General features: G+C 63.8%; 18 protein-coding genes. 6 read left to right on the top strand and 12 right to left on the bottom strand.

The annotated features are described in order from the left end of the window. The first annotated feature begins 34 nt into the window (after positions 1 to 34). A complete protein-coding gene (locus ACSQ3E_RS24985) occupies positions 35 to 202 on the top strand; it encodes a hypothetical protein (protein WP_310323556.1) in 168 nt (55 codons plus the stop codon). A gap of 45 nt (positions 203 to 247) precedes the next feature. Here the strand turns inward: ACSQ3E_RS24985 and ACSQ3E_RS24980 are convergent, their stop codons facing one another. After that, a complete protein-coding gene (locus ACSQ3E_RS24980; protein ID WP_310323553.1) occupies positions 248 to 628 on the bottom strand; it encodes a YciI family protein in 381 nt (126 codons plus the stop codon). A 113-nt stretch (positions 629 to 741) separates the two neighbouring features. Then, positions 742 to 1,653 (bottom strand): LysR family transcriptional regulator, encoded by a 912-nt coding sequence (locus ACSQ3E_RS24975; protein ID WP_436124715.1) that lies wholly within the window; start codon positions 1,651 to 1,653, stop codon positions 742 to 744. A 138-nt stretch (positions 1,654 to 1,791) separates the two neighbouring features. On the opposite strand from ACSQ3E_RS24975, the gene gstA reads away from it, so the two are divergent. Further along, positions 1,792 to 2,418: a glutathione transferase GstA gene (gene gstA, locus ACSQ3E_RS24970; protein WP_436124714.1), complete on the top strand. Its 627-nt coding sequence runs from the start codon at positions 1,792 to 1,794 to the stop codon at positions 2,416 to 2,418. 2 nt (positions 2,419 to 2,420) lie between these two features. Further along, positions 2,421 to 2,750, top strand: coding sequence for a DMT family transporter (locus ACSQ3E_RS24965; RefSeq protein ID WP_436124713.1), 330 nt, complete (start codon positions 2,421 to 2,423; stop codon positions 2,748 to 2,750). A 60-nt stretch (positions 2,751 to 2,810) separates the two neighbouring features. Here ACSQ3E_RS24965 and ACSQ3E_RS24960 read toward each other — a convergent pair whose 3' ends face one another. Further along, on the bottom strand, positions 2,811 to 5,288 hold the full coding sequence (locus ACSQ3E_RS24960; protein WP_436124712.1) for a GcvT family protein: 2,478 nt from the start codon (positions 5,286 to 5,288) through the stop codon (positions 2,811 to 2,813). A 209-nt stretch (positions 5,289 to 5,497) separates the two neighbouring features. On the opposite strand from ACSQ3E_RS24960, the gene ACSQ3E_RS24955 reads away from it, so the two are divergent. After that, the gene (locus ACSQ3E_RS24955) at positions 5,498 to 6,157 is read left to right on the top strand and encodes a dihydrofolate reductase family protein (RefSeq protein WP_436124711.1); all 660 of its coding nucleotides are present in this window, start codon (positions 5,498 to 5,500) and stop codon (positions 6,155 to 6,157) included. Positions 6,158 to 6,201: 44 nt separating this feature from the next. Here ACSQ3E_RS24955 and ACSQ3E_RS24950 read toward each other — a convergent pair whose 3' ends face one another. The 4 genes from ACSQ3E_RS24950 to ACSQ3E_RS24935 all read right to left on the bottom strand — a co-directional run bounded on the left by ACSQ3E_RS24950 (position 6,202) and on the right by ACSQ3E_RS24935 (position 11,881). Beyond that, positions 6,202 to 6,984: a DeoR/GlpR family DNA-binding transcription regulator gene (locus ACSQ3E_RS24950; RefSeq protein ID WP_436124710.1), complete on the bottom strand. Its 783-nt coding sequence runs from the start codon at positions 6,982 to 6,984 to the stop codon at positions 6,202 to 6,204. A gap of 161 nt (positions 6,985 to 7,145) precedes the next feature. Beyond that, positions 7,146 to 9,566: a GcvT family protein gene (locus ACSQ3E_RS24945; protein WP_436124709.1), complete on the bottom strand. Its 2,421-nt coding sequence runs from the start codon at positions 9,564 to 9,566 to the stop codon at positions 7,146 to 7,148. Between the two features lie 74 nt (positions 9,567 to 9,640). After that, positions 9,641 to 10,597, bottom strand: a complete 957-nt coding sequence (locus ACSQ3E_RS24940) for a PDR/VanB family oxidoreductase (protein ID WP_436124708.1) — start codon at positions 10,595 to 10,597, stop codon at positions 9,641 to 9,643. Positions 10,598 to 10,681: 84 nt separating this feature from the next. After that, positions 10,682 to 11,881 carry an aromatic ring-hydroxylating oxygenase subunit alpha gene (locus ACSQ3E_RS24935; protein ID WP_436124707.1) on the bottom strand — a complete coding sequence of 400 codons (1,200 nt, stop codon included), beginning with the start codon at positions 11,879 to 11,881 and terminating at the stop codon, positions 10,682 to 10,684. 103 nt (positions 11,882 to 11,984) lie between these two features. On the opposite strand from ACSQ3E_RS24935, the gene gcvA reads away from it, so the two are divergent. Continuing rightward, positions 11,985 to 12,869: a transcriptional regulator GcvA gene (gene gcvA, locus ACSQ3E_RS24930; RefSeq protein WP_436124706.1), complete on the top strand. Its 885-nt coding sequence runs from the start codon at positions 11,985 to 11,987 to the stop codon at positions 12,867 to 12,869. A gap of 137 nt (positions 12,870 to 13,006) precedes the next feature. Next, positions 13,007 to 14,065: a GlxA family transcriptional regulator gene (locus ACSQ3E_RS24925; RefSeq protein WP_436124705.1), complete on the top strand. Its 1,059-nt coding sequence runs from the start codon at positions 13,007 to 13,009 to the stop codon at positions 14,063 to 14,065. 199 nt (positions 14,066 to 14,264) lie between these two features. Here the strand turns inward: ACSQ3E_RS24925 and ACSQ3E_RS24920 are convergent, their stop codons facing one another. The 5 genes from ACSQ3E_RS24920 to ACSQ3E_RS24900 form a co-directional block, all read right to left on the bottom strand. Further along, complete coding sequence (locus ACSQ3E_RS24920) at positions 14,265 to 15,473, bottom strand: ABC transporter substrate-binding protein (RefSeq protein WP_436124704.1); 1,209 nt, start codon at positions 15,471 to 15,473, stop codon at positions 14,265 to 14,267. 220 nt (positions 15,474 to 15,693) lie between these two features. Beyond that, a complete protein-coding gene (locus ACSQ3E_RS24915) occupies positions 15,694 to 16,437 on the bottom strand; it encodes a lytic transglycosylase domain-containing protein (protein WP_436124703.1) in 744 nt (247 codons plus the stop codon). Between the two features lie 44 nt (positions 16,438 to 16,481). Next, a complete protein-coding gene (locus ACSQ3E_RS24910; protein ID WP_436124702.1) occupies positions 16,482 to 16,853 on the bottom strand; it encodes a hypothetical protein in 372 nt (123 codons plus the stop codon). 92 nt (positions 16,854 to 16,945) lie between these two features. After that, complete coding sequence (locus ACSQ3E_RS24905; protein WP_436124701.1) at positions 16,946 to 17,215, bottom strand: hypothetical protein; 270 nt, start codon at positions 17,213 to 17,215, stop codon at positions 16,946 to 16,948. A 283-nt stretch (positions 17,216 to 17,498) separates the two neighbouring features. After that, a partial coding sequence (locus ACSQ3E_RS24900) for an Ig-like domain-containing protein (RefSeq protein WP_436124700.1) occupies positions 17,499 to 19,927 on the bottom strand: 2,429 nt, incomplete at its 5' end.

Genomic DNA, 19,927 nt, shown 5'->3' with positions numbered 1-19,927 from the left:
GCTTCAGGCAGGTCGCTATTGACTGGCGATGGCTATGAAAACGGCATCAACCTTCCTGCAGCTCCTGGCCCTGAGCGCTTGCCTCGTTGCCCGCGTGCTTGGCGCGGGAGACCTCCAAATGCCGGGCGTGCGCCGTGCCTTGCAGACCATGGCGGGAGCCGGACGTCAGACGATCACCGAATGCCTCGCAGCGCAGGCGTGATGTGCCGCCGCTGAAGAGCGAGCCGAAACCTAAGGAGAATGCTTGCTAGCCGTCGCCGGCGGCGATCGAAGCGCCGGGAACATAGAGCATGATTGGCCGTATTTCATAGACTGCGGTCGGATTGGCGGAACGCAGCTCGCGCGCCGCAGCCACCGCGCCGTCCATGCTGGGGTAGTCGACCACGTAGAAACCGAGCAGCTGCTCCTTGGTCTCGGCGAACGGACCATCGGTGACCAGTCCGAGACCTTTTCCCCTCAGCGTGACCGCGCTGTCTGTCGGCCCGAGACGCGCCGCCGGCCCGAGATGCTTCTCGCTGACAAGACGATCGTTGACCTCGAGCAGATCCTCCATCAGTGCTGCGTCTTCCTCCTCGGTCCAGGACTCGACCACTCCCTCGGCGTGATACGCCAGGATGGCATAAAGCATGGCTGCTCCTCCCTTCGTTCCGCATCTTGCAGTTTCGGCCAGCGAGCCATTGTTTGGTTCTGACTGCAAGTGACAAAAGCTGCACGGCTGCCGACCCTCCAGCATGGCACTGACTACAAGTGCCGCCTGCCTTCGAAAAGCTCCCGCTCGCGGACAAGTCCCTCGCCAACGACATCGAAAAACGCGCGGACGCGGGCTGTACCCTTGAGATCGGAATGGGTGACGATCCAGAGTTCGCCGGCGAGTTCTTCGATCGGCTCGGTCAGCGCACGCACCAGCCCCGGCTCGCCGTCGCCGAGATAGCAGGGCAGGAGCGCCAGGCCGATGCCGGCGCGAGCCGCCACTGACTGGTTAACCAGGCTGTTGGTGCGGTAGACGAATCGCTCGGCCGAGACGTTCCGGTCCAGCCAGTCGGCGGCCATGATGCCGCCCGCCGTCTCCTCCCAACCAATCAGGGCGTGCGGGCCGAGCGCTGACGTTTCGCGGATCGGGCCATCGCGGGCGTCGAGATAGGCCGGCGAGGCGAAGAAGGTCCAGGCGACGCCAGCGAGCTTGCGGCCCCAGAGGTCGCCTTCCTTTGGCCGGATCGGCCGCAGCGCCACGTCGGCTTCGCGGCGCGACAGGCTGAGAACACGGTTTTCGATGGCCAGCTCGACGACGATGCCGGGATGGACGGCGCGGAACTCGGCAAGGTGCTTCGTCAGCCTGGAATAGGCGAGCGTTTCCGACGAGGTGACGCGCAACCGTCCGGACAGCCGGCCATCCGCGCCGGCAATGTCGCGCGCCAGCGCCAGCGCCTCGTCTTCCATGCGCTCGGCGGCAGCGGCCATGCGTTCGCCTGCCGGTGTCAGCTGGTAGATGCCGCCGGGCAGTCGCTCGAACACACGCACCGCCAACCGCTGTTCGAGCCCGTTGAGCCGGCGAAACACCGTCGAGTGGTCGATGCCGAGCTGTCCGGCTGCCGTGGTGAGGCTGCCGGCGCGGGCGACCGCCAGCACCAGCCTGAATTCGTTCCAGTCTTCCATTGCTGCCTTCTAGCATGATCTGAGTTTGCAGTCATGCAAGTGCTATTGGCAAAGACCCAACGAGCGTTGCGACTACGCAAGGCATACATTTGTCCTCGGAAGCCCCGACCGTCGGGTCAGAACCCAAGAGGACAGATCATGAAACTCTACTACGCCACCGGCACCTGCTCGCTCTCGCCCCACATCGTGGCGCTGGAAGCCGGCATCACGCTCGACATAGAGCGCGTCGACATTTTCAAGAAGCCACATGTCACTGGCGCCGGCCACGACTTCACCAAGGTGAACCCGAACGCCTATGTGCCAGTGCTCGAACTCGACGACGGTTCTCTCCTGACCGAGGGGGCAGCGATCGTGCAGTACCTTGCCGACCTCAAGCCGGAGGCCAGGCTTGCACCGGCGGCCGGCACACGCGAGCGCTACCAGCTGCAGTCCTGGCTCAACTTTATCGCCACGGAATTGCACAAGATGTACAGCCCGTGGCTGTTCCATCCTGAGTATGGCGCCCAGGCGCAGGAGGTGGCGCGCGGCAAGATCGCCGAACGTCTCGCTTATGTCGAACGCCATCTGGAGCGCAGCGGCCCATATCTGATGGGCGAGACCTTCACCGCGGCCGACGCCTATCTCTTCACCATCGTCGGCTGGTCCGCCTTCGCTAAGGTCGATCTTTCCGCTTTCCCGAAGCTGCGCGCCTACATGGATCGCGTCGGTGCGAGGCCCACGGTGCGCGAGGCAATGCGGGCCGAAGGCATGAAGCTCGCGGCCTGACCATGAGCCAGGGCCTTGCCTGGACCCTGCTGGTGGTAGCCGGCGTTCTCGATGTCGCCTGGGCGGTGTCGATGAAATATGCCGAAGGTTACACCCGCCTTGGCTGGTCGGTCGTCTCGGTGCTGCTGCTGGCGGCCTTCGTCTACCTGCTCGGCAAGGTAATGGAGGTTCTGCCCGTCGGCACTGCCTATGCCGTGTGGACCGGCCTCGGCGCCGCCGGCACGGTCATCATGGGCGTAGTGCTGTTTGGCGAGACGCTTGGGCCGTTGCGGTTGGGCGGGGTCGTTGTCGTGCTTGCCGGCATCGCCATGCTCAAGCTGGCTGAAGCCTGACGCCGAAGAAAAAGCCCCTCCCGTAACGGGAGGGGCAGGTGGGGTGGGTATGGTGAATGATCAGGCGGCTTCGCGCAGTTCGGAGCTGTCCGCCCGCACGCGCTCGGATTTGGGATCGTAGGGCGCCTTGAGATGGGCGGTCGCTGTATGGCGCTCGCCGGCAAGGTCGATCTCGAAGCGCCCACTTTCGATGAATCCCTTGTCGACGCCGGCCTCGTTGTGCAGCAGGCCGAGCGCAACGGAGCGGCCGAGCGTGTGGCCGTAGGATGCCGAGCGCACCTCGCCGACCGGCTTGCCGTCGCGCAGGATCAGCTCGCCGCCCCAGAGCATGGGTGCTGCATCGTCGAGCGTGAACTGTACGATGCGGCGGGTGAGCTTACCCTTGGCCTTGGCGGCGACCAGCGCCTCCTTGCCGATGAAGCCGCCAGGCTTGTCCATCGACACGGCGAAGGCGAGCCCTGCCTCGTAAGGGTTGATGTCGGGCGTCAGCTCGCGGCTCCAGGCACGGAAGCCCTTTTCGATGCGCAGCGCCTCGAGCGCATAGTAGCCGCAGTCGGTCAGGCCGTGTTCGCTGCCCGCTTCGTGCAGCGCCTCGTAGACGCCGACGGCGAATTCGGTCGGCACGATCAGCTCCCAGCCAAGCTCGCCGACATAAGTCATGCGGTTGGCGTAGGCGGTGGCGTAGCCGATGTCGATCTCGCGGATGGTGGCAAATGGGAAGCCGGCGTTGGAGAGATCCGCCGAGGTGAGCTTGGCGAGGATATCGCGCGAGCGTGGCCCCATCAGCGCCAGCACCGCATAGGACGAGGTTACGTCGGTCAACGTGACATGGGCGTCCTCGGGGATGTTCTTGGAAATCCAGTCGGCATCATGGACGGCTTGAGCCGAGCCGGTGACGATCAGGAATTTCTCGCGGCCGATGCGCATGACCGTCAGGTCACTCTCATAGCCGCCGCGCTCATTCAGCAGGCCGGTGTAGATGGAGCGGCCGATCTCGACATCGATGTCGGCAGCACAGATGCGGTTGAGCACTGACGCTGCATCGCGGCCCTGCACCAAAATCTTGGCGAAGGAGGTCTGGTCGAAGATGCCGGCGGCCTCGCGGGTCGCCTTCATCTCGCGCTTCACCGCCTCATGCCAGTTCTGCTTGCCGAAGGAATATTGTGTCTCGGGCTTCTCGCCCGGGGCGGCGAACCAGTTGGCGCGCTCCCAGCCCATCTTGGAACCGAAGCAGGCGCCCCTGGCGGCCAGCCGGTCGTAAAGTGCTGAGCGGCGGAAGGGGCGGGCTGTGTCGAGTTCACGGTTCGGCCAAGGCATGGCGTAGTGCAGGCCGAGCGTTTCCTTGACGCGGTCGTGCAGCCAGCGCGGATTGTTGTTGAAGCCGGCAAAGCGCCTGATATCGACCGGCCACAGGTCCATGGTCGCGGCACCGTTGACGATCCATTCGGCCAGCGCCCGGCCGGCGCCGCCGGCACTGGCTATGCCCATCGAATTGAAGCCAGCACCGACGAAGAAGTTCTTGAGCTCCGGCGCCTCGCCGAGAATGAAGTTGTTGTCGGCAGTGAAGCTCTCTGGCCCGTTATAGAATTTCTTGACCTCGGAGGTTTCCAGCTGCGGCACGCGCACCAGCGCGTTCTGCATCAGGATCTCAAACTGGTCCCAGTCGTCGGGCAAAAGCGCGAATTCGAAATCGTCGGGGATGCCATTCATACCCCACGGCTTGGCCTCGGGTTCGAAGCCGCCCATGACCAGGCCGCCGACTTCTTCCTTGAAGTAGATGTAGCCATCGGGATCGCGCAGCACCGGAAGGTCGGGATGCACGCCCTCGATCTTGCCGGTCACGATGTACATGTGCTCGGCCGAATGCAGCGGCACCGTGACCCCGCACATCGCGCCGACCTTGCGCGCCCACTGCCCGGCGCAGTTGACCACGATCTCCGCTGCAATGTCGCCTTTGTCGGTCGAAACGCCTGTGGCGCGGCCGTCCTTGGTCTGGATGCCGGTGACGCGGACACGCTCGATGACCCGCGCACCGCGGTTGCGCGCGCCCTTGGCCAGAGACTGGGTCAGGTCGGTCGGGTTGGCCTTGCCGTCGCCCGGCAGCCAGACAGCGCCGACGAGATCATCGATGGCCATGACCGGCCACTTCTCTTGCGCCTCCTTGGCCGAAATCACCTCGATGTCGACGCCCTGCGCTCGGGCGGAGGCTGCAGTGCGCTTCAGCACGGTCATGCGGTCGGCCGAGCGCGCCACCGACAGCGAGCCGCAGTTCTTCCAGCCGGTGGCGAGACCGGTTTCGGCCTCGAGCTCGCTGTAGAGTTGGGTCGAGTATTTGATCAGGCTGGTCATGTTGGCGTGGCTGCGCAATTGGCCGACGAGGCCGGCAGCATGCCAGGTGGTGCCGCCGCTGAGCTGGCCCTGCTCGAGCAGGACTACATCGGTCCAGCCGAGTTTTGTCAGGTGATAGGCGACCGAGCAGCCGATGATGCCGCCGCCGATGATGACGACGCGAGCCTGCGTCGGGAATTCCTGCGCCATGATGAAAAGACCTCCCAAAGGTGATGGTCGTCACCATATCGCGCTCGCAACAAAATGCAACATTAAATGCAACAAATCACCACATCATGTTTGGGCCGTTTGGCAAAGGCCGGAAATACGCCATAAATTTCTTCACGTCGCTGTCGGAACGGGTCGCCGCTTAACGTCTTCAAGACGTAGAGCCGGCAGGGGCGATGAAGGAGAATGACATGAGAAAGATCGTGGTGGGTGCATTCATGAGCCTCGACGGCATCATGCAGGCGCCGGGCGGACCGGAAGAGGACCCGATCGGCGGCTTCCAGTTTGGTGGCTGGGCCGCGCCCTATTTCGACGAGACGATGACCGAGGCTGTGGGCGAGATGTTCGCCAGGCCGTTCGACCTTCTGCTCGGGCGCAAGACTTGGGATATCTTCGCCGCGCACTGGCCCTATGTCGATGCCGACGACCCCATCGGCCCGCTGTTCGATCGCATCAACAAATACGTCGCGACGCGAAATCCCGAGTTGAAGCTCGGCTGGCAGAACAGCCATTCGCTCGGGGCTGATGCCGTCGCTGCCGTGCGCAAGCTGAAATCAGAGGACGGACCGGACCTGCTGACCCAGGGCTCGACCGATTTCCTCAAGACCCTGCTCGCCAACGACCTCGTCGACGAACTCAACATCTCGATCTTCCCGCTGGTGCTGGGCAAGGGCAAGCGCCTGTTCGGCGACGCCGCCCTGCCGTCGAAGCTGAAGCTGGTGTCGTCCAAGGTTTCCGGCACCGGCGTGACGGTCAACAAATATGTCCGCGACGGCGACATCGTCACCGGCTCGTTCGAGTTCGAGACGCCGACCGAGGCGGAACTGGAGCGGCGACGGAAGCTGACCTGACGTTCACGCAAAAGGCGGAGCGACGGCGCGCGCCGCTTCGCCATCTATTCCCCGACGATCACCTTCGGCCCCTTGCGCTCCAGTGCTTCCACCATGGTGGCGGGGGGAGGGGCGTCGACGATGACACCGGCGGCGAGTTCGAAGCGCTGGATGCGCAGCGGCGTGAGACGGCCGAACTTGGAGCTGTCGAGCACGAAATAAGCGCGGGCGGCGGTGGCTGCCATGCGCGAACGCTGCTCGGCGCCGTTGCGGGTGAAGTCGGTGATCTCGCCGTCAGGCGACAACGCGCCGCCGCCGAGGAAGGCGACGTCGATGCGGAAGCGGCCGATGGCGTCGAGCGCGTCGATGCCGACCGCAGCCTCTTCTGACGGGTCGATCTCGCCGCCCAGCATGTGCACGCGCACATGTGGCTGGCGGCACATGTGCAAAGCGATCGTCAGGCTGGTGGTGCAGATGGTCAGGTTCTGCTTGCCGGTCAGCGCATGGGCTACGGCAAGCGTGGTGGTGCCGGAATCGAGGAACACCACCATACCGTCCTCGACAAGTGCCGCCGCCGCCCGGCCGATTGCGGCCTTGCCGCCGGCATTCTCCTGGCTGCGCTGGGTGAGCGCCGGCTCTGTTGCTTCGAACAGGGTCGCGCCGCCATGGACGAGGTCGAGTTGGCCGCGCTCGGCCAGGAACTTCATGTCACGGCGGATTGTCTCGCGCGAGACATCGAAAAAGGCGGCAAGCTCGGTAATGCCGACCGAGCCGTCGGCGGTGAGCCGCCTCAGGATCTCGTCGTGGCGGCGCGGCGCGAGCGCCTTGTGGTTCTGCGAGTCGGACATGCGGCCAATGTGGCGGCATTGCCCCTGCAATGGCAAGCAGATGTTGCAATATGTGGCATGTGGAGTGCGGCGCCACATCAGAGCGCCGTAGGTCTGTTCGGACGCGCGGCGCTCTGATGTGGGAGACTTCTGGCCGTTTTTCCGACGGACTTGCGGGTGCGCTAGATGCGGACGCGTTCGCCCGCGGGATCGTAGGCGCAACGCTCGACGACGGTGGCCCGGCTCCGACGGCCGAAAGCCTCGACCTCGATTTCCTTGAGGCCCATGTCGTCGCCCCTGAGATACCCGAAGACCAGGGACGCACCGATCGTGTGGCCGAAGTCGCCGCTCGTCGTCATGCCGACGACGCGACCGTTCACCGACATCGCCTCGCCGCCATAGACGGGCAGGGGATCCGCCAACCGGAAACAGGCGAGCTTGCGGGTCAGCCCGCGCTCCTTCTGGGCCGCGAGCGCGTCGCGGCCCTGGAAGTCGCCCTTCTTCATTGCGACTGCAAAGCCGAGGCCGGCTTCCAGCGGCGTGTCATCAGGCGTGATGTCGGCGCCCCAGTAGAGGTAGCGCTTTTCCATGCGCAGGCTGGAGATCGCTTTATAGCCGACATCGGCGATGCCGAACGGCGCACCGGCATCGCGCAGCACCTCATAGACATAGGCCATGTATTCGATTGGCACATGCAGTTCCCAGCCGAGCTCGCCAACATAGGTGACGCGGGCGGCAAAGACCGGAGCCCAGCCGACACGGATTTCGCGGCAGGTCATGTAGGGGAAGGCCTCATTCGAGACATCTTGCTCGTTCACCTTGGCCAGCACCTCGCGCGCCAGCGGCCCGCAGAGATTGATGACGCCATAGGCGCCGGTCACGTCATGCACCGACACCGAGCCGTCGCGCGGCATGTGGCGGCGGATCCAGCCGCCGTCACGGGTGCCGAAGGCCGAGCCGGTGACCACATGGAAGCGATCTTCGCCACGCCGCATGATGGTGAGATCGGCCTCGATGCCGCCGCGCCTGTTGAGCAATTGGGCGTAGATGACGGCATTGTCGCCCTTGTCGACATTGGCCGCTGCCAGCCACTGCAGGTAGGCTAGCGCGCCTGGGCCCGCGACCTCGAATTTCGAGAAGGACGACTGGTCGACCAGCGCCACGCCCTCACGCACGATCCTGTGCTCGCGACCGATCACCTCGGCATAGGGCGCGCGTTCGAAGGTTTCGAGCGGCGGCTTTGCCTCTCCAGGCTTGAGGAAGTAGTTGGGGCGCTCCCAGCCGAACTTGACGCCGTTGACAGCACCTTGTGCCGTCAGCGTCTGGTAGAGCGGCGAGCGGCGCAGCGGCCGGCAGGCCGAGCGCTCCTCCTCCGGCCAGGCAATGGCGTAGTACTTTGAATAGGCCTCGATGGCGCTGTCCCTGAGATAGGCGAGCCCGCCATGCGGATGGCCGAAACGGCGCAGGTCGAAGGCCCAGAGGTCCATGCCCGGGTCGCCTTCGACAATCCAATTGGCCATGGCGCGGCCCGCGCCGCCGGAAGCTGCGATGCCCGAAGTGAAGCCGCAGGCAACGAAGAAGTTCTCGAAGTTGCCGGCAAGGCCCATGACAGGCTCGCCATCGGCCGAGATCGGGATCGGGCCGTTGACCACGGCGCGCACGCCGAGTTCGCCAAGGATCGGAATGCGGTTGGCCGCCCCCTCGATCACTTCCGAGATGCGCTCGAGATCGTCGGGGAACAGCTCCTGGCCAAAACTCATCGGCAGCTTGCCGAGCCCATAAGCGGCGCGCGTCTCTTTTTCCCAGCCGCCGATCGCCATCGCACCGGGCTCCGGCTTGACGTAGAAGTTGGCGTCAGGATCGCGCAGGGTCGGCAGATCGTCGGGCACGGCAGGCGACTTTTCGGTGACGAAATATTCGTGCTCGACGACTGTGATCGGCAGGTCGATGCCGGCGAGTTCACCAAGCTGGCGCGCCCACAAACCTGCAGCGTTGACGACGATCTCGCAGCCGACGTCGCCGTCGGCGGTCTTCACCGCTGTGATGCGACGATCCTTGATGGCAAAGCCGGTGACGGTGACGCCCTCGACGATGCGCACGCCGCCCGCACGCGCGCCCTTTGCATAGGCATGGGTCAGTGAGTAGGGGTCGACATGGCCGTCGGAGGCGATCCAGGTTGCGCCGCGCAGGTCCTTGGTGTCGACGAGCGGGAACAGCCGCTTCACCTCGTCGGGCCCGACAAGCTCCATGTCGAAGCCGTAGCTCTTGGCGGCCGTATGCGCCCGCTTGAGCTCTTCCCAACGCGCGTCGGAAGCGGCAAGGCGCAGGCTGCCGACATTCTTCCAGCCGACATCCTGGCCGGTCTCGGCACCGATTTTTGCGCACAGGTCGGCGCTGTATTGCATCAGGCGGGTCAGGTTCACCTTGCTGCGCAGCTGGCCCATCAGGCCTGCGGCGTGCCAGGTCGAGCCTGCGGTCAGCTGGTTCTTTTCTATGAGCAGCACGTCCTTCTCGCCCGCCTTGGCGAGGTGATAGGCAATGGCGGTGCCGATGGCGCCGCCGCCGACGATGACGATGCGGGCGTGCGAGGGAAGCTTGGACATGGTGGCCTTTCGGGACTGTCCTCGCAGGGAGCGAGGTATTGCTGATTTGGTTGGGGCGGCGCGTGCCGGCCGGTTCAGAGATCAAGCGTGAGGCTCGCCGAGCGGGCGCGCGAGCAGCAGACGGTGAGGAATTCGCGGCGCTCGTCATCGGTGAGAGCCTGGTCGCGATGGTCGGGTTCGCCGTCGAGATAGGCAACCATGCAGGAGCCGCAGATGCCCTGCCGGCAACTGGTCGCAATGTCGTGGCCGGCGGCTTTCAGGGCAGCGAGCAAGGTGGTGCCTGCCGGTACCTGGATGGTCTTTCCGGTCGAAATGATGGTCACGTCAAACGGCCGGTCACCTTCGGTCTGTTTGGTCTCGGGCGCGAAGCTTTCAACGTGGACCTGTCCGCGCGGCCAGCTTTCGGTGGCGCGGTCGAAGGCTTTCAGGAACCCGGCGGGACCGCAGGCATAGACATGCGTGCCGTCGATGGCGGCGCCAACCATCGCTCCCATGTCAGGCCTGCGCGCCGGATCGTTGCCGTCGAGATGGAGTGCCGCCTGCCCCGCTGCGACCTCGGCCTGGATGAGATCGCGAAACGCCACCTCCTTCAGCGTGCGGGCGCAGACATGGATGAAATAGCTCGCCTTGTTGCGCCTGAGATGGTGGATCATCGCGACAACAGGCGTGATGCCGATGCCACCGGCAATGAGCACGTGGTGCCGTGCATCCTCGGCCAGCGGCAAGCCGTTGCGCGGCGGGTCGGCGCGAACCACCACGCCGCGGGCAAAGGTCTCCGCCACCTCGAGCGAGCCGCCTTCGCCATTTTCCTCGCGCTGGACCGCCACCCAGTATTCGGCCTTGTTGGCAGGGTCGCCGCACAGCGAGTAGCAGCGTGTTCGGCCGCTCGGCAGACGGAAATTGAGATGCGCGCCCGCGCTCCAGGTCGGCAATCGCTCGCCATGGGGCGACACCAGGCGATAGGCCGACACGCGCGGCGTCAACACCTTGATCTCGGCTATCTGCAGCAGGATTTCCGGCCTGGAGAGCATTGTTCGCACCGTCCTGGGAGGATCGATCATGGAGACGGAAGTTCTTCTCCCTCAAAGGGGGAGGGAGATTGCAGCGCGCTGCGATCACCCCGTCATCTGGCTCGCATACCATCTGACATAGCGATCGACATTTGCTTCCTTGGTCGGCGAATAGGGGCCTGGTTCGAAGCCGGGGGAGGTGATGCCGATCCATTGGCGGCGGCAGATCTCCCAGTCTTCGGACATCACCTGGTCGTGGAAGGCGGCGATCTTCTCGGGATCGTAGTCGCGGCCCTCGACGGCCTTTTCATCGACCAACCAGTAGCCGCGCACGATCGTCTTGGCCGGCGACACCGGCGTGATACGCACGGTGTGGGCATAGTCGGAATTGGCGTGGCACCAGAAGTTGATGTTGGTGTTGGCGCGCGCCGTGCCCATGTCGGGATCAGTGAAACCGGCCATCAAGACGTCGCAGACGAGCTGTCCATCGGGGCTTTCGGTGACCATGCCCTTGCGCACCGGGGTGCGGTTGGCGCGGAACCATTCGGCGGTATAGTCAGACGAGGTGTTGACGCGGGCGGTGTCGAGACCAGCCTTGTCCCAGCGGATTGCGCAATCGGCCAGACGTTCTGAAATCTCGTCCTTGAGGTCGGGATTGTCGTTCTCGGTATCGTATTGCACCGAGACATAGCCATGGTGGTTGGCCTCGCAGTGGTAGCACTCGCGGTTGTTCTCGACGACGATCTTCCAGTTGACGTCGAGTTCGTAGTCGCGGATCAGCGCGATCTTGGCCCGGTCCATGCCTTGCGATTTCAGGATCGGCGACAGGTGGTCGCGCAGTTCGTGGAAGGGGGAGGGTTCGTCCGACAGGTTGACGAAGATCAGGCCGTCAAACTCCTCGGCATGCGCCTTCTTCAGACCATGCGCCGACTTGTCGAAATCCTCGCCCATCATCGGCGCGCCAATCAACTGACCGTCATGGGCGTAAGACCAGGAGTGGTAAGGGCAGACCAGCCGTGCGGCCTTGCCCCTTTCCTTGGTGCAGATGATCGAGCCGCGGTGGCGGCAGACATTGTGGTGGGCATGTACCGTGCCATCACGGTCACGCACCACGACAACGGGTGCACCGCCGACATCAAGCGTCATGTAGTCGCCCGCCTTGGGCAGCTCGACGGAATGACCAGCGAAGAACCAGCTGTTGCGGAAGATGCGCGCCTGCTCCTCGGCGAAGATTTCCGGATTGGTGTAGAAATCACGCGGCAGGCCGTAGCCGGGACGATAGCCCTGGAGCCAGTGGATGTTCATAGCAGTGCCTCCCAGATGCTGAACTCATCGGATTGGAACCGTTCTTGCCTGTGCGAGCAAACGCGATTACCTTGGGGGAAGCGTAAGAAAATCTAATGGTGCCATGGCCTCCGCCCGACCACCCCTGAACTGGCTCCGGGCCTTCGAGGCTGCGGCACGGCTCGGCAGCTTTGCTGCCGCCGGCGCGGAATTGAACGTCACGCCCTCGGCTATCTCCCAGCATATCAGGGCGCTGGAACTTCGCCTCGGCAAGGAGCTGTTCGATCGCCATGCCAATGGCGTCAGGCTCACCGACCGCGGTCGTCGCTATGCCGAAGAGCTCGGCCGTGCGTTCGCCCTGCTCGATGAAGCCACAGCCAGGATCGCCGGACGCGGCACGCGCGAGATGCTGGTCGTGCATGTCCCGACATCCTTCGCCAGCCAGTGGATTGCGCCGCGGCTCGACCTGTTTCGCGCCCAACACCCGACCATCGATCTCAGGCTCACCGCGCTTGACCATGGCGAGGGCAAGGTCGATGCCGCTATCGAGTTCGGATGGGGCAATTGGCCAAAGCGCGAGGCGACGCTGCTTTTGCGTGACGAGACTTTTCCGGTCTGCGCGCCGAAATATGCCGAGACGCTGAATTCGCCTGAGGACCTCAGGGCACGCGACCTGCTGCATGTACCGGGCTATGACGAGGACTGGGACACCTGGCTCGCCCATGTCGGCGTAACCGGCATCGACACATCGGCCGGTTCGTTCTTCGACCAGTCGATCATGGGTATCAGGGCCGCGATCGAAGGCAAGGGCGTGTTGCTCGGCAGGACGGCGCTCATCGAGCGCGAACTGGCGAGCGGCCTGCTGGTTGCGCCGTTCGAGCAGCGCCTGCGCGGGGCCGGATCCTACTGGTTCCTTGCCACGCCGCAGAAAGCCAGGACACCGAAGGTGACGGCATTCCGTGACTGGCTGTTGAGCATGACCGCGCCCGTGGCGCCCGTCGGGGAGTGAGCCTGGACTGCCAAGGGTGACGCTTGCCACAAATTGCAATGTTGCATTTTGTGTTGTTTTGCGCCAATTTGTGACTCGACGGTTTTGGCCTGGGAAAAGTCGAGCTCCTGCCTTGCCGCATGCGCCGGGAGGGCCACATGAACGCGCCAAGCAAGCACACGGACTTCGATGTGGCAGCCCGCTGGCCGGGCGTGGGTTTCCAGCGCCCGGTGCCGCGGTCCCAAGTGGCGCAAGCATCTGCCGAGTTCTCCATCCTGCTATTGCAGGGCTTTTCCCAGCTCTGCCTGTCGTCACTGGTCGAGCCATTGCGGGTTGCGAATTCCCTCGCCGCTGCCGAGCTGTTCCGCTGGAAGCTCGTCAGCCTTGACGGCCGCTCAGTGGCGAGCGCCAGCGGTATTTCGGTCGAGGTTTCCGGCAGCTTCGCCGAGGCGGCCAGGGCGCTGCCGTTCGAGCCGCAGGCGGCGTTGGCGATCTGCGCCGGAGAAGGTGTGGAACGGCACGGCTCGCAGGAACTGCGTGCCTGCCTGCGCCGCATCGGCCGCGCCCAACTCCCGATCTATGCCTTGGGCACCGCGACCTGGCTGCTGGCCGACGCAGGCATGCTCGGCGACGCCCGCTGCACCATCCACTGGGGCAAGATGGCCGCACTTTCCGAGACCTTCTACGATCTCGCTATCGACGATGCGCTGTTCGTGCGCGATGGCCAGATCATCACCTGCGCCGGTGAGTTGGCAGCCTTCGACCTCGCCATCGACATCGTGCAGGAGCGCTGCGGCACCGAGCTGGCGCGCAGCATCTGCCAGCACGTCACCGCCGACCGCTGGCGCGATGGTGCAGCCTGCCAGTCGGTGCCACCCGGCCTGCGCTACGGCAACACCGGCAAGAAGCTTTTGCGCATCATCCAGTTGATGGAGAAACACATCGAAGAGCCGCTGTCGCTCGAGGAGATATCGGAGCGCGTTTCGCTGTCGCGCCGCCAGATCGAGCGGCTGTTCGAGCGCCATCTCGCGACGACGCCCTGGCAGCATTATCTCGGCCTGCGGCTTGCCAAGGCCCGCCAACTGATCGAGCTGACGGCGATGCCGATCATGGACATAGCGGTTGCCTGCGGCTTCGTCTCGTCATCGCATTTCTCGAAAAGCTTTCGCGACCACTTCAAGGTCTTGCCCAGCAAACTGCGCTTGGCGGCCGCGTAGCCGCCGCAAGCTCGCCGCCGGGTCGGATGACGTTCCCGCTCGGTGATGTGACCGACAGCTGCAGAGCACAGGTGGGCGCAGGTATCGGGCTGAACGGTAGGGGATTCGAATTGACGAATAAGCTAGCGGGTTCGTTATCGCGCATGATGTCACGCTGCTCGGCCGAAACGGAGATCCAACGCCAGCACGGGATGAGCTGTCAGAACCCTGACGTCGATTTCTCGATCTGCTTCAGCTTGCCATTTTCAATGCGAAAAAAGGGCATTGCCCGTTCGCCAGCGCCGTCATCGCGGAAGCGGAAGACGCCTGTCGAGCCGCGGAAGCCGGTCGGGTTTTCGATCACCTTCTTCGTAAAGCCCTTGGGACCCATGGCGCTGGCAATGCCGGCGGCCAGCGCGACAGTATCGTAGCCATAGGCGACATTGACGTCTGGCTCGTAGTTGTAGGTTTTGCGGAAACGGTCGGCGATCGGCCCGATCTCCGCCGCGTCTAGCGTTGCGATGTAGGCGCCCTGTAGCGCTGGGTCGCCGATGCCGTGCTCGAGCCAGCGGGTGGAGCCAATAAGCGAGACGTTCTTGCCGAGCATGCCCTTGGCCCTCAGTGCCGAGACCAGAGGTGCAGGATTGGCGCTGCCGCTGGCGATGACTATGGCCTGCGGATCGTCGACAAGCGCCATCATGTCTGCGACAGCCTTTTCCGAACCGCCACTCGACGGGCCGAAAGGTAGCGCCACCGCCAGCGACGCTCCGTAGATGCTGAGGCTGTTGGCAACTCGTTTTTCGATCGGCTTGCCAGCATCGCCTTCGGCCATGAACAAGACAAACTTGCGCGCGCCCTTGGCGGCGATGGCGGCGGCACCGGCTGCGGCGCTGTCCGCCTCGTTGAGCCGGACCGAATAGACGCCTGGGGCGCCGGCGTAGTTTTCGGCGAGCGCGAGAACGAGCGGCCTGTTGGCACCCGATACGGCAGACAGCTGGCGCACCGCTCCTTGCTCGGAAGGGCCGATGACCAGCTTGGCACCCGAAGCAAGGGCGCCCGTCGTCAAAGTGCGCGCACGAGTTTCGTCGCCGCCGGTATCCTCTATGTTCAGGGTCAACAGGTCATTGCCGAGGTCAGCCATGGCGAGGGCGGCCGCGTCGCGCATCTTGCGGCCTCGGTCGCCGGCGGTCCCGCCTGCCGACAGCGGCAGGAGCATCGACACCTTGACCGGCCCTTTGCCGAGGCTTTCGCCCGATTTCGCCGGCCCGGTCTTCTCGGCAACCGTGTTCTGGGATGCATTCTGGCCGTCGGCCGCGGAGCCCAGCACGTCTTCGCTGCCAGTGCCGGACTGGCACGCAGCAAGGCCGAGCGGCAGCGCCAAGGCGAGAGCCAGCACTGCGGCATGCCGCAGCCGTGTAGATCCCCTCATCATCCCTCCCCAGGAGCGCAAGCCCGCGCCCCGACTTCCAACCTGCTCATCGCGTGGGGCAATGTCCACGTCATTCCACCGGGCTTTCAGCCGGAGCAGTAATTGTCCCAGCCACCTGTTGCAAAAATACTGACCGGACGGAGTACGGGACTACGCTTCCGCTCCTGTGGCAATAGAAGGCGCGCTGAAAGCTCATGCCGCAACCATGGTGTCAGCCATGCTAGCCACCGAACAGCTTCGCGCGCAGGCTGCGGATATGACGCGCCTGTGCCGCTGGTCGGTACTCGACGCAGCGCATGTAGCGCGGACCTGGCACGAAAGACCTCCGGACGCAGACGCCCTTGGGCGCTGCCGATCCCTTGGCATTGACCTCGCCCAGGCCGACCACGGAAGCGAAGCCGAATGTCGCCTCGGGCACCGTACCGGTGACCTTGAAACCGTCCCGTTCAAGTATCGCACGGGCCCGGAGGCAATAGCGCACCGAGAGGGCTGAAAACCGCGTTTCGGCATGGCCGGCGCGGTACTTCATCACCGTGGTGCAGAGATCGCCTTCGGCCAGCCGGAAAGCGCCCGCGAGATAGCGCACGCCAAGGGATATGTTGGTCCGGGGGTCGGCCAGCTCGTCGAGCGTTCCGCGAAACCCCATCAGCCGGGCGGTCGCCGGCATCACCTGCATCAGGCCGATTTCGCCATCGCCGCCGCGTGCCTCGGGATCGTAGAAACTCTCGATTTCCATCACGGCGAGCGCGAACTCTGCCGGCAACTCCTTTGCACGGGCCTCGCAGGCTGCAAGCGCACGGAAGGTTTCCCTGTCCGCCTCGCTGACCTGTCCAGCGCAAGGCTCGGCGCGGGCGCCGATCGGCCTTTCAGCTTGCGGCCGCACCTGCTCCGGAACCGCGGCAGATGCAGCGCCCGAAAGTGCCAGGCTGGCCAGGAGTGCCAGGGCGAGGTGCCTCATCATCATGGGAGCCGGGGCTCGTTCGTGCCAAGGGCGGCCGGCGCGCCTGGCTAGTTCATGTACTCCACCATGCGGCTGTGGAAGCACTCGCATTTGTTGAGGTAGTCTTCGTCACGATAGTTGGTCTTGAGGTAGCCATAGGCCTTGCCGCAGGCGACCTTGGCTTCCGATGCCCAGACGAAGACAGGGCGCGAGGAATCGAGCCATTGCGAGCTGTTTGCTGCCGCCACGGCCTCGTCCATCATGCGCACGACTTCGGTCTTCACCTCGCCGATGTTCTCGTTCAGCGCCAGATCCGACGTCGTTGCCAGGCGGCAATAGCTTGCCGTCGGCACGTCGATCAGGTCCGCCGCCGCCACCTGCCCGGCAAAGGCGAAAACACAAAGGCCGGTAATGGCTGACTTCTTCCAATTGAATACCATGAGAAATACCTTTCCTCTCCTGCCCCGCTCGTGATGCGGTTACCCGTTGTCCCATTCGTATCGACGCCGGAGTGTCCCGGCGCATTCAAAACTCAAAGCGTGCCGTGTCCAGACGAAGTGTCGTCCTCGAAGAGAACGGTAAAATGCGCAGTCGTAAACATGCCCACAGCTTCGAAGTCTTCGCCCCGCGGGGGCTCCGCATCGATTTCGGTAACTTGCGAGGAATTGACAGCGTGGCTGGGTGCCGTGGCTGAGAGCGCCGAGATAAGGTCAGAGATATCGATATCCTCACCGAAAATAGCGTCATCAAAAATGTCGCTAGGCACCGCGTTGGCCGAGGCGACCGGTATCAGCGCAAGCATTGGCAAGTCGCTGAGCATCGAATCGTGGGACCGCTCCGTCAAGACCGGGTCCATCGCTGCAGCGCCAGGCTCGTCCCTTGTGTCAGCGACGGTGCTTACCATTACCATGTGCCTTTTTCAGTGCGCTGAACCCAGACTAAAAGAGACTGTCAACTCGCGGGCAACCGCCCCCCACATTCCCATGTCAAGCCGTAACCAATTCCGGTTGATCCGGCAACGTGTGCGACCTCTCGTCACCCAATCTTTGAGGCGCGCCCATGCGCGCCTCACCTTGCAACAACAGCTAGATGACGTTCGCTTGTATGGTGTGCGTTGTGTTTCCATCATCGTACAGCAAAGTGACGGTGATGGCCGTCGGCGTATTGCTGAGCGTTGCAACATCGACAAAATTTGCACCGTTCGCAGTTCCATCCACGTCGACGCTAAGCTTGCCAGTGCCAGCGTCGTAGTTGACGTAGTCTCCGACCGTCGCCGGGGCCGAGTCGAACAAGGCAGTCAGATCGATCTTGTCCCCCTCCGCACCGCTGTAGTCGGTGATGATGTCGGCCATGTCCAGATTCTCAAGCTTGAACGTGTCCGCACCAGTGCCGCCGGATAGAAGATCCTGGCCTGAACCGCCGATCAGGATGTCGTTGTCGCCGCCGCCGAACAGGCTGTCCGCTCCCGAACCTCCGAACAGGATATCATTCCCCGAGTTTCCGGTGAGAGTGTCGTCGCCGCGCCCACCGGAAAGAAGATCGGCCAGGCCGTTGAGCCCGTTGAGCGTGTCGTTGCCGTCCTCGCCGAGGAGCGTCGTTTCGGTAGCGGTTGTGGTGTGCGCATCGTTGCCGGAGGTCCCCTGCCATGTGCTGCCGTCCGGCGACAATTTTGCCGTCACCGAGCCAGAGACCGTGTCGCCATCGCCATCGGTCGCCGTAACAGGGATGGAGATGTCGAAAGGCGTTACGGCGTTGGCCGTCGTATAGGTGACGGGACCAAGCTTGAAGTCATTGGTGCCGGCGTTTCCTCCGATTTCAATCGCGCTGAACGGATCGGCGTTTGCAATGACGGTAAAGGTGTCGCCCTGCGCGAGACCCGTGATCGTCCACGTTCCATCGATGGCGTTGTATGTTGCCGTTGGCGCAGCTCCGCCGGAGCCATTGACTACCGTTACAAGGGTGCCGAACGCGGTCGTTTCTCCCGCCGCGTCGCCGATGTAGGACGAGTCGTTGTCCGCATTTAGCGGCCTGATCGTAATGGATACGAGCCCTGGGCCAGATACATTACCAATGCCTTGGGTGTAGCTCGCCACCTCGTAGTGACCCGTATACGTCGTTCCGGGGCGAGTGCCATCCGTGGCTCCACTACTGACGAAATCGAAGCGGATCTTCTCCCCGCCGGTGATGCTGTTTCCGCCATCGACACCCCAGCTTCCCGTGCTGGTGTTGACGAAGTTGGCGCCGTTGCCAGTCGCCAGTAGGTCGCTGGTCGAACCAGTGGAATCTAGGACGATCGCTTCGTTGTTTCCGCCGCTTGGGCTGAACAGGGCCGTGTTGAACTGGTTGCCCGCAAACATGGTGGCATGCTGCGTATAGGTCCAGGTGCCCGTCGCCGGATTTAGCGTTGCGGTAAAGGCGAGGTCGCCGCCATTGGCCACCGACGTCCTTCCCTCCACCGTATGGGTATCCACGACACGGTAGAAAACCTGCTCGCCGTTCATGAAGATGTTCGTGCCGGTGGAGTCCTTCACAGCGGCATCGTTGACCACATTGAAGACCACGTCGCCGACGCCATCGGCACCGGCACGCGGGGCGAAATTGATCTGCTCCGTGAGAACCGTGTGCGTTGTGTTTTCCACGAAGATAGTGTCGGGCGTGAACGGCAGCGGGGCATCATCCACGACGGTGAGATTGACGTTGCCGCTGGCTTCGTCGCCGCTGGTGTCCGTCGCGACGACCTTGAGCCCGGTGACCGTGATGTTGCCGGATCCGACAAGATGCTGGAGCTGATCGGTCAGTGTTGCGGTGACAACCGGTGTCAGCGAACTGTTGGCGCCTGCGGTGGTGTTCGACAGTGAGAGATAGATCGCCGGCCCGAGATTGATGGCACCCTGCATCAGCGTGCCCACGAGCTCGTTGCCGACCAGTGCCCAACTGATCGAATATCCGGCGGCCAGACCGGAAACCGTTGGCGCGACCCAGCTCGGGTCACCGACGGGATTGGCGAATGCGACAACAATCGCCTCGCCGGAGCTGGTAAACGTGATGCCGCTGGCCGCCTGCGCGGTCTCGCCACGGCTCCCCGGGGTTGTTCCGGTGACAGCCCCCGCGTGAAGGTCTGCCGGCGTCGGTGCGGCATCAAGTGTGGTGTCGAGAGCGCTTTCGTTCAGTGTCAGGGACACGGTTCCGCCGCCGGACGGCACGGTGTTGGTCTGGACGTTCAACGACACGGTCGCGGTCGAGACGTCGCCGTCGCCATCCTTGATGGTGTAGGTGAAGCTGTCGGAACCTACGTAAGGTACCGTCGGCGTGTAGGTGAAGGTCCCGTTATTGTTGTACGTCACCGTGCCATGGGCAGGCTGGGTGACGGTCACCTGGCCGACGACGGGGCTGTTGTCGATGTCGACGCCGTCGGCACCGAACACGTCGTTGGCAAACAGGCCGGTCAGAACCGTCGCGCCGGTAACTGTCGAAGCCCAGGTGTCGTTGTTGGCGGTCGGGCCGTCATCATTGA

It is taken from the genome of Aminobacter sp. LjRoot7, assembly GCF_964252895.1.
GTDB lineage: Bacteria > Pseudomonadota > Alphaproteobacteria > Rhizobiales > Rhizobiaceae > Aminobacter > Aminobacter aminovorans_B.
Note: the sequence above shows the minus strand (reverse complement) of the source record. Positions and strands in the feature narration are given on the sequence as shown.

Excerpts from the sequence above, each read along its gene's own strand:
- ACSQ3E_RS24985 (WP_310323556.1), top strand. The coding sequence starts at position 35 with ATGAAAACGGCATCAACCTTCCTGCAGCTCCTGGCCCTGAGCGCTTGC.
- ACSQ3E_RS24980 (WP_310323553.1), bottom strand. The coding sequence starts at position 628 with ATGCTTTATGCCATCCTGGCGTATCACGCCGAGGGAGTGGTCGAGTCC.
- ACSQ3E_RS24975 (WP_436124715.1), bottom strand. The coding sequence starts at position 1,653 with ATGGAAGACTGGAACGAATTCAGGCTGGTGCTGGCGGTCGCCCGCGCC.
- gstA (WP_436124714.1), top strand. The coding sequence starts at position 1,792 with ATGAAACTCTACTACGCCACCGGCACCTGCTCGCTCTCGCCCCACATC.
- ACSQ3E_RS24965 (WP_436124713.1), top strand. The coding sequence starts at position 2,421 with ATGAGCCAGGGCCTTGCCTGGACCCTGCTGGTGGTAGCCGGCGTTCTC.
- ACSQ3E_RS24960 (WP_436124712.1), bottom strand. The coding sequence starts at position 5,288 with ATGGCGCAGGAATTCCCGACGCAGGCTCGCGTCGTCATCATCGGCGGC.
- ACSQ3E_RS24955 (WP_436124711.1), top strand. The coding sequence starts at position 5,498 with ATGAGAAAGATCGTGGTGGGTGCATTCATGAGCCTCGACGGCATCATG.
- ACSQ3E_RS24950 (WP_436124710.1), bottom strand. The coding sequence starts at position 6,984 with ATGTCCGACTCGCAGAACCACAAGGCGCTCGCGCCGCGCCGCCACGAC.
- ACSQ3E_RS24945 (WP_436124709.1), bottom strand. The coding sequence starts at position 9,566 with ATGTCCAAGCTTCCCTCGCACGCCCGCATCGTCATCGTCGGCGGCGGC.
- ACSQ3E_RS24940 (WP_436124708.1), bottom strand. The coding sequence starts at position 10,597 with ATGCTCTCCAGGCCGGAAATCCTGCTGCAGATAGCCGAGATCAAGGTG.
- ACSQ3E_RS24935 (WP_436124707.1), bottom strand. The coding sequence starts at position 11,881 with ATGAACATCCACTGGCTCCAGGGCTATCGTCCCGGCTACGGCCTGCCG.
- gcvA (WP_436124706.1), top strand. The coding sequence starts at position 11,985 with ATGGCCTCCGCCCGACCACCCCTGAACTGGCTCCGGGCCTTCGAGGCT.
- ACSQ3E_RS24925 (WP_436124705.1), top strand. The coding sequence starts at position 13,007 with ATGAACGCGCCAAGCAAGCACACGGACTTCGATGTGGCAGCCCGCTGG.
- ACSQ3E_RS24920 (WP_436124704.1), bottom strand. The coding sequence starts at position 15,473 with ATGAGGGGATCTACACGGCTGCGGCATGCCGCAGTGCTGGCTCTCGCC.
- ACSQ3E_RS24915 (WP_436124703.1), bottom strand. The coding sequence starts at position 16,437 with ATGATGATGAGGCACCTCGCCCTGGCACTCCTGGCCAGCCTGGCACTT.
- ACSQ3E_RS24910 (WP_436124702.1), bottom strand. The coding sequence starts at position 16,853 with ATGGTATTCAATTGGAAGAAGTCAGCCATTACCGGCCTTTGTGTTTTC.
- ACSQ3E_RS24905 (WP_436124701.1), bottom strand. The coding sequence starts at position 17,215 with ATGCTTGCGCTGATACCGGTCGCCTCGGCCAACGCGGTGCCTAGCGAC.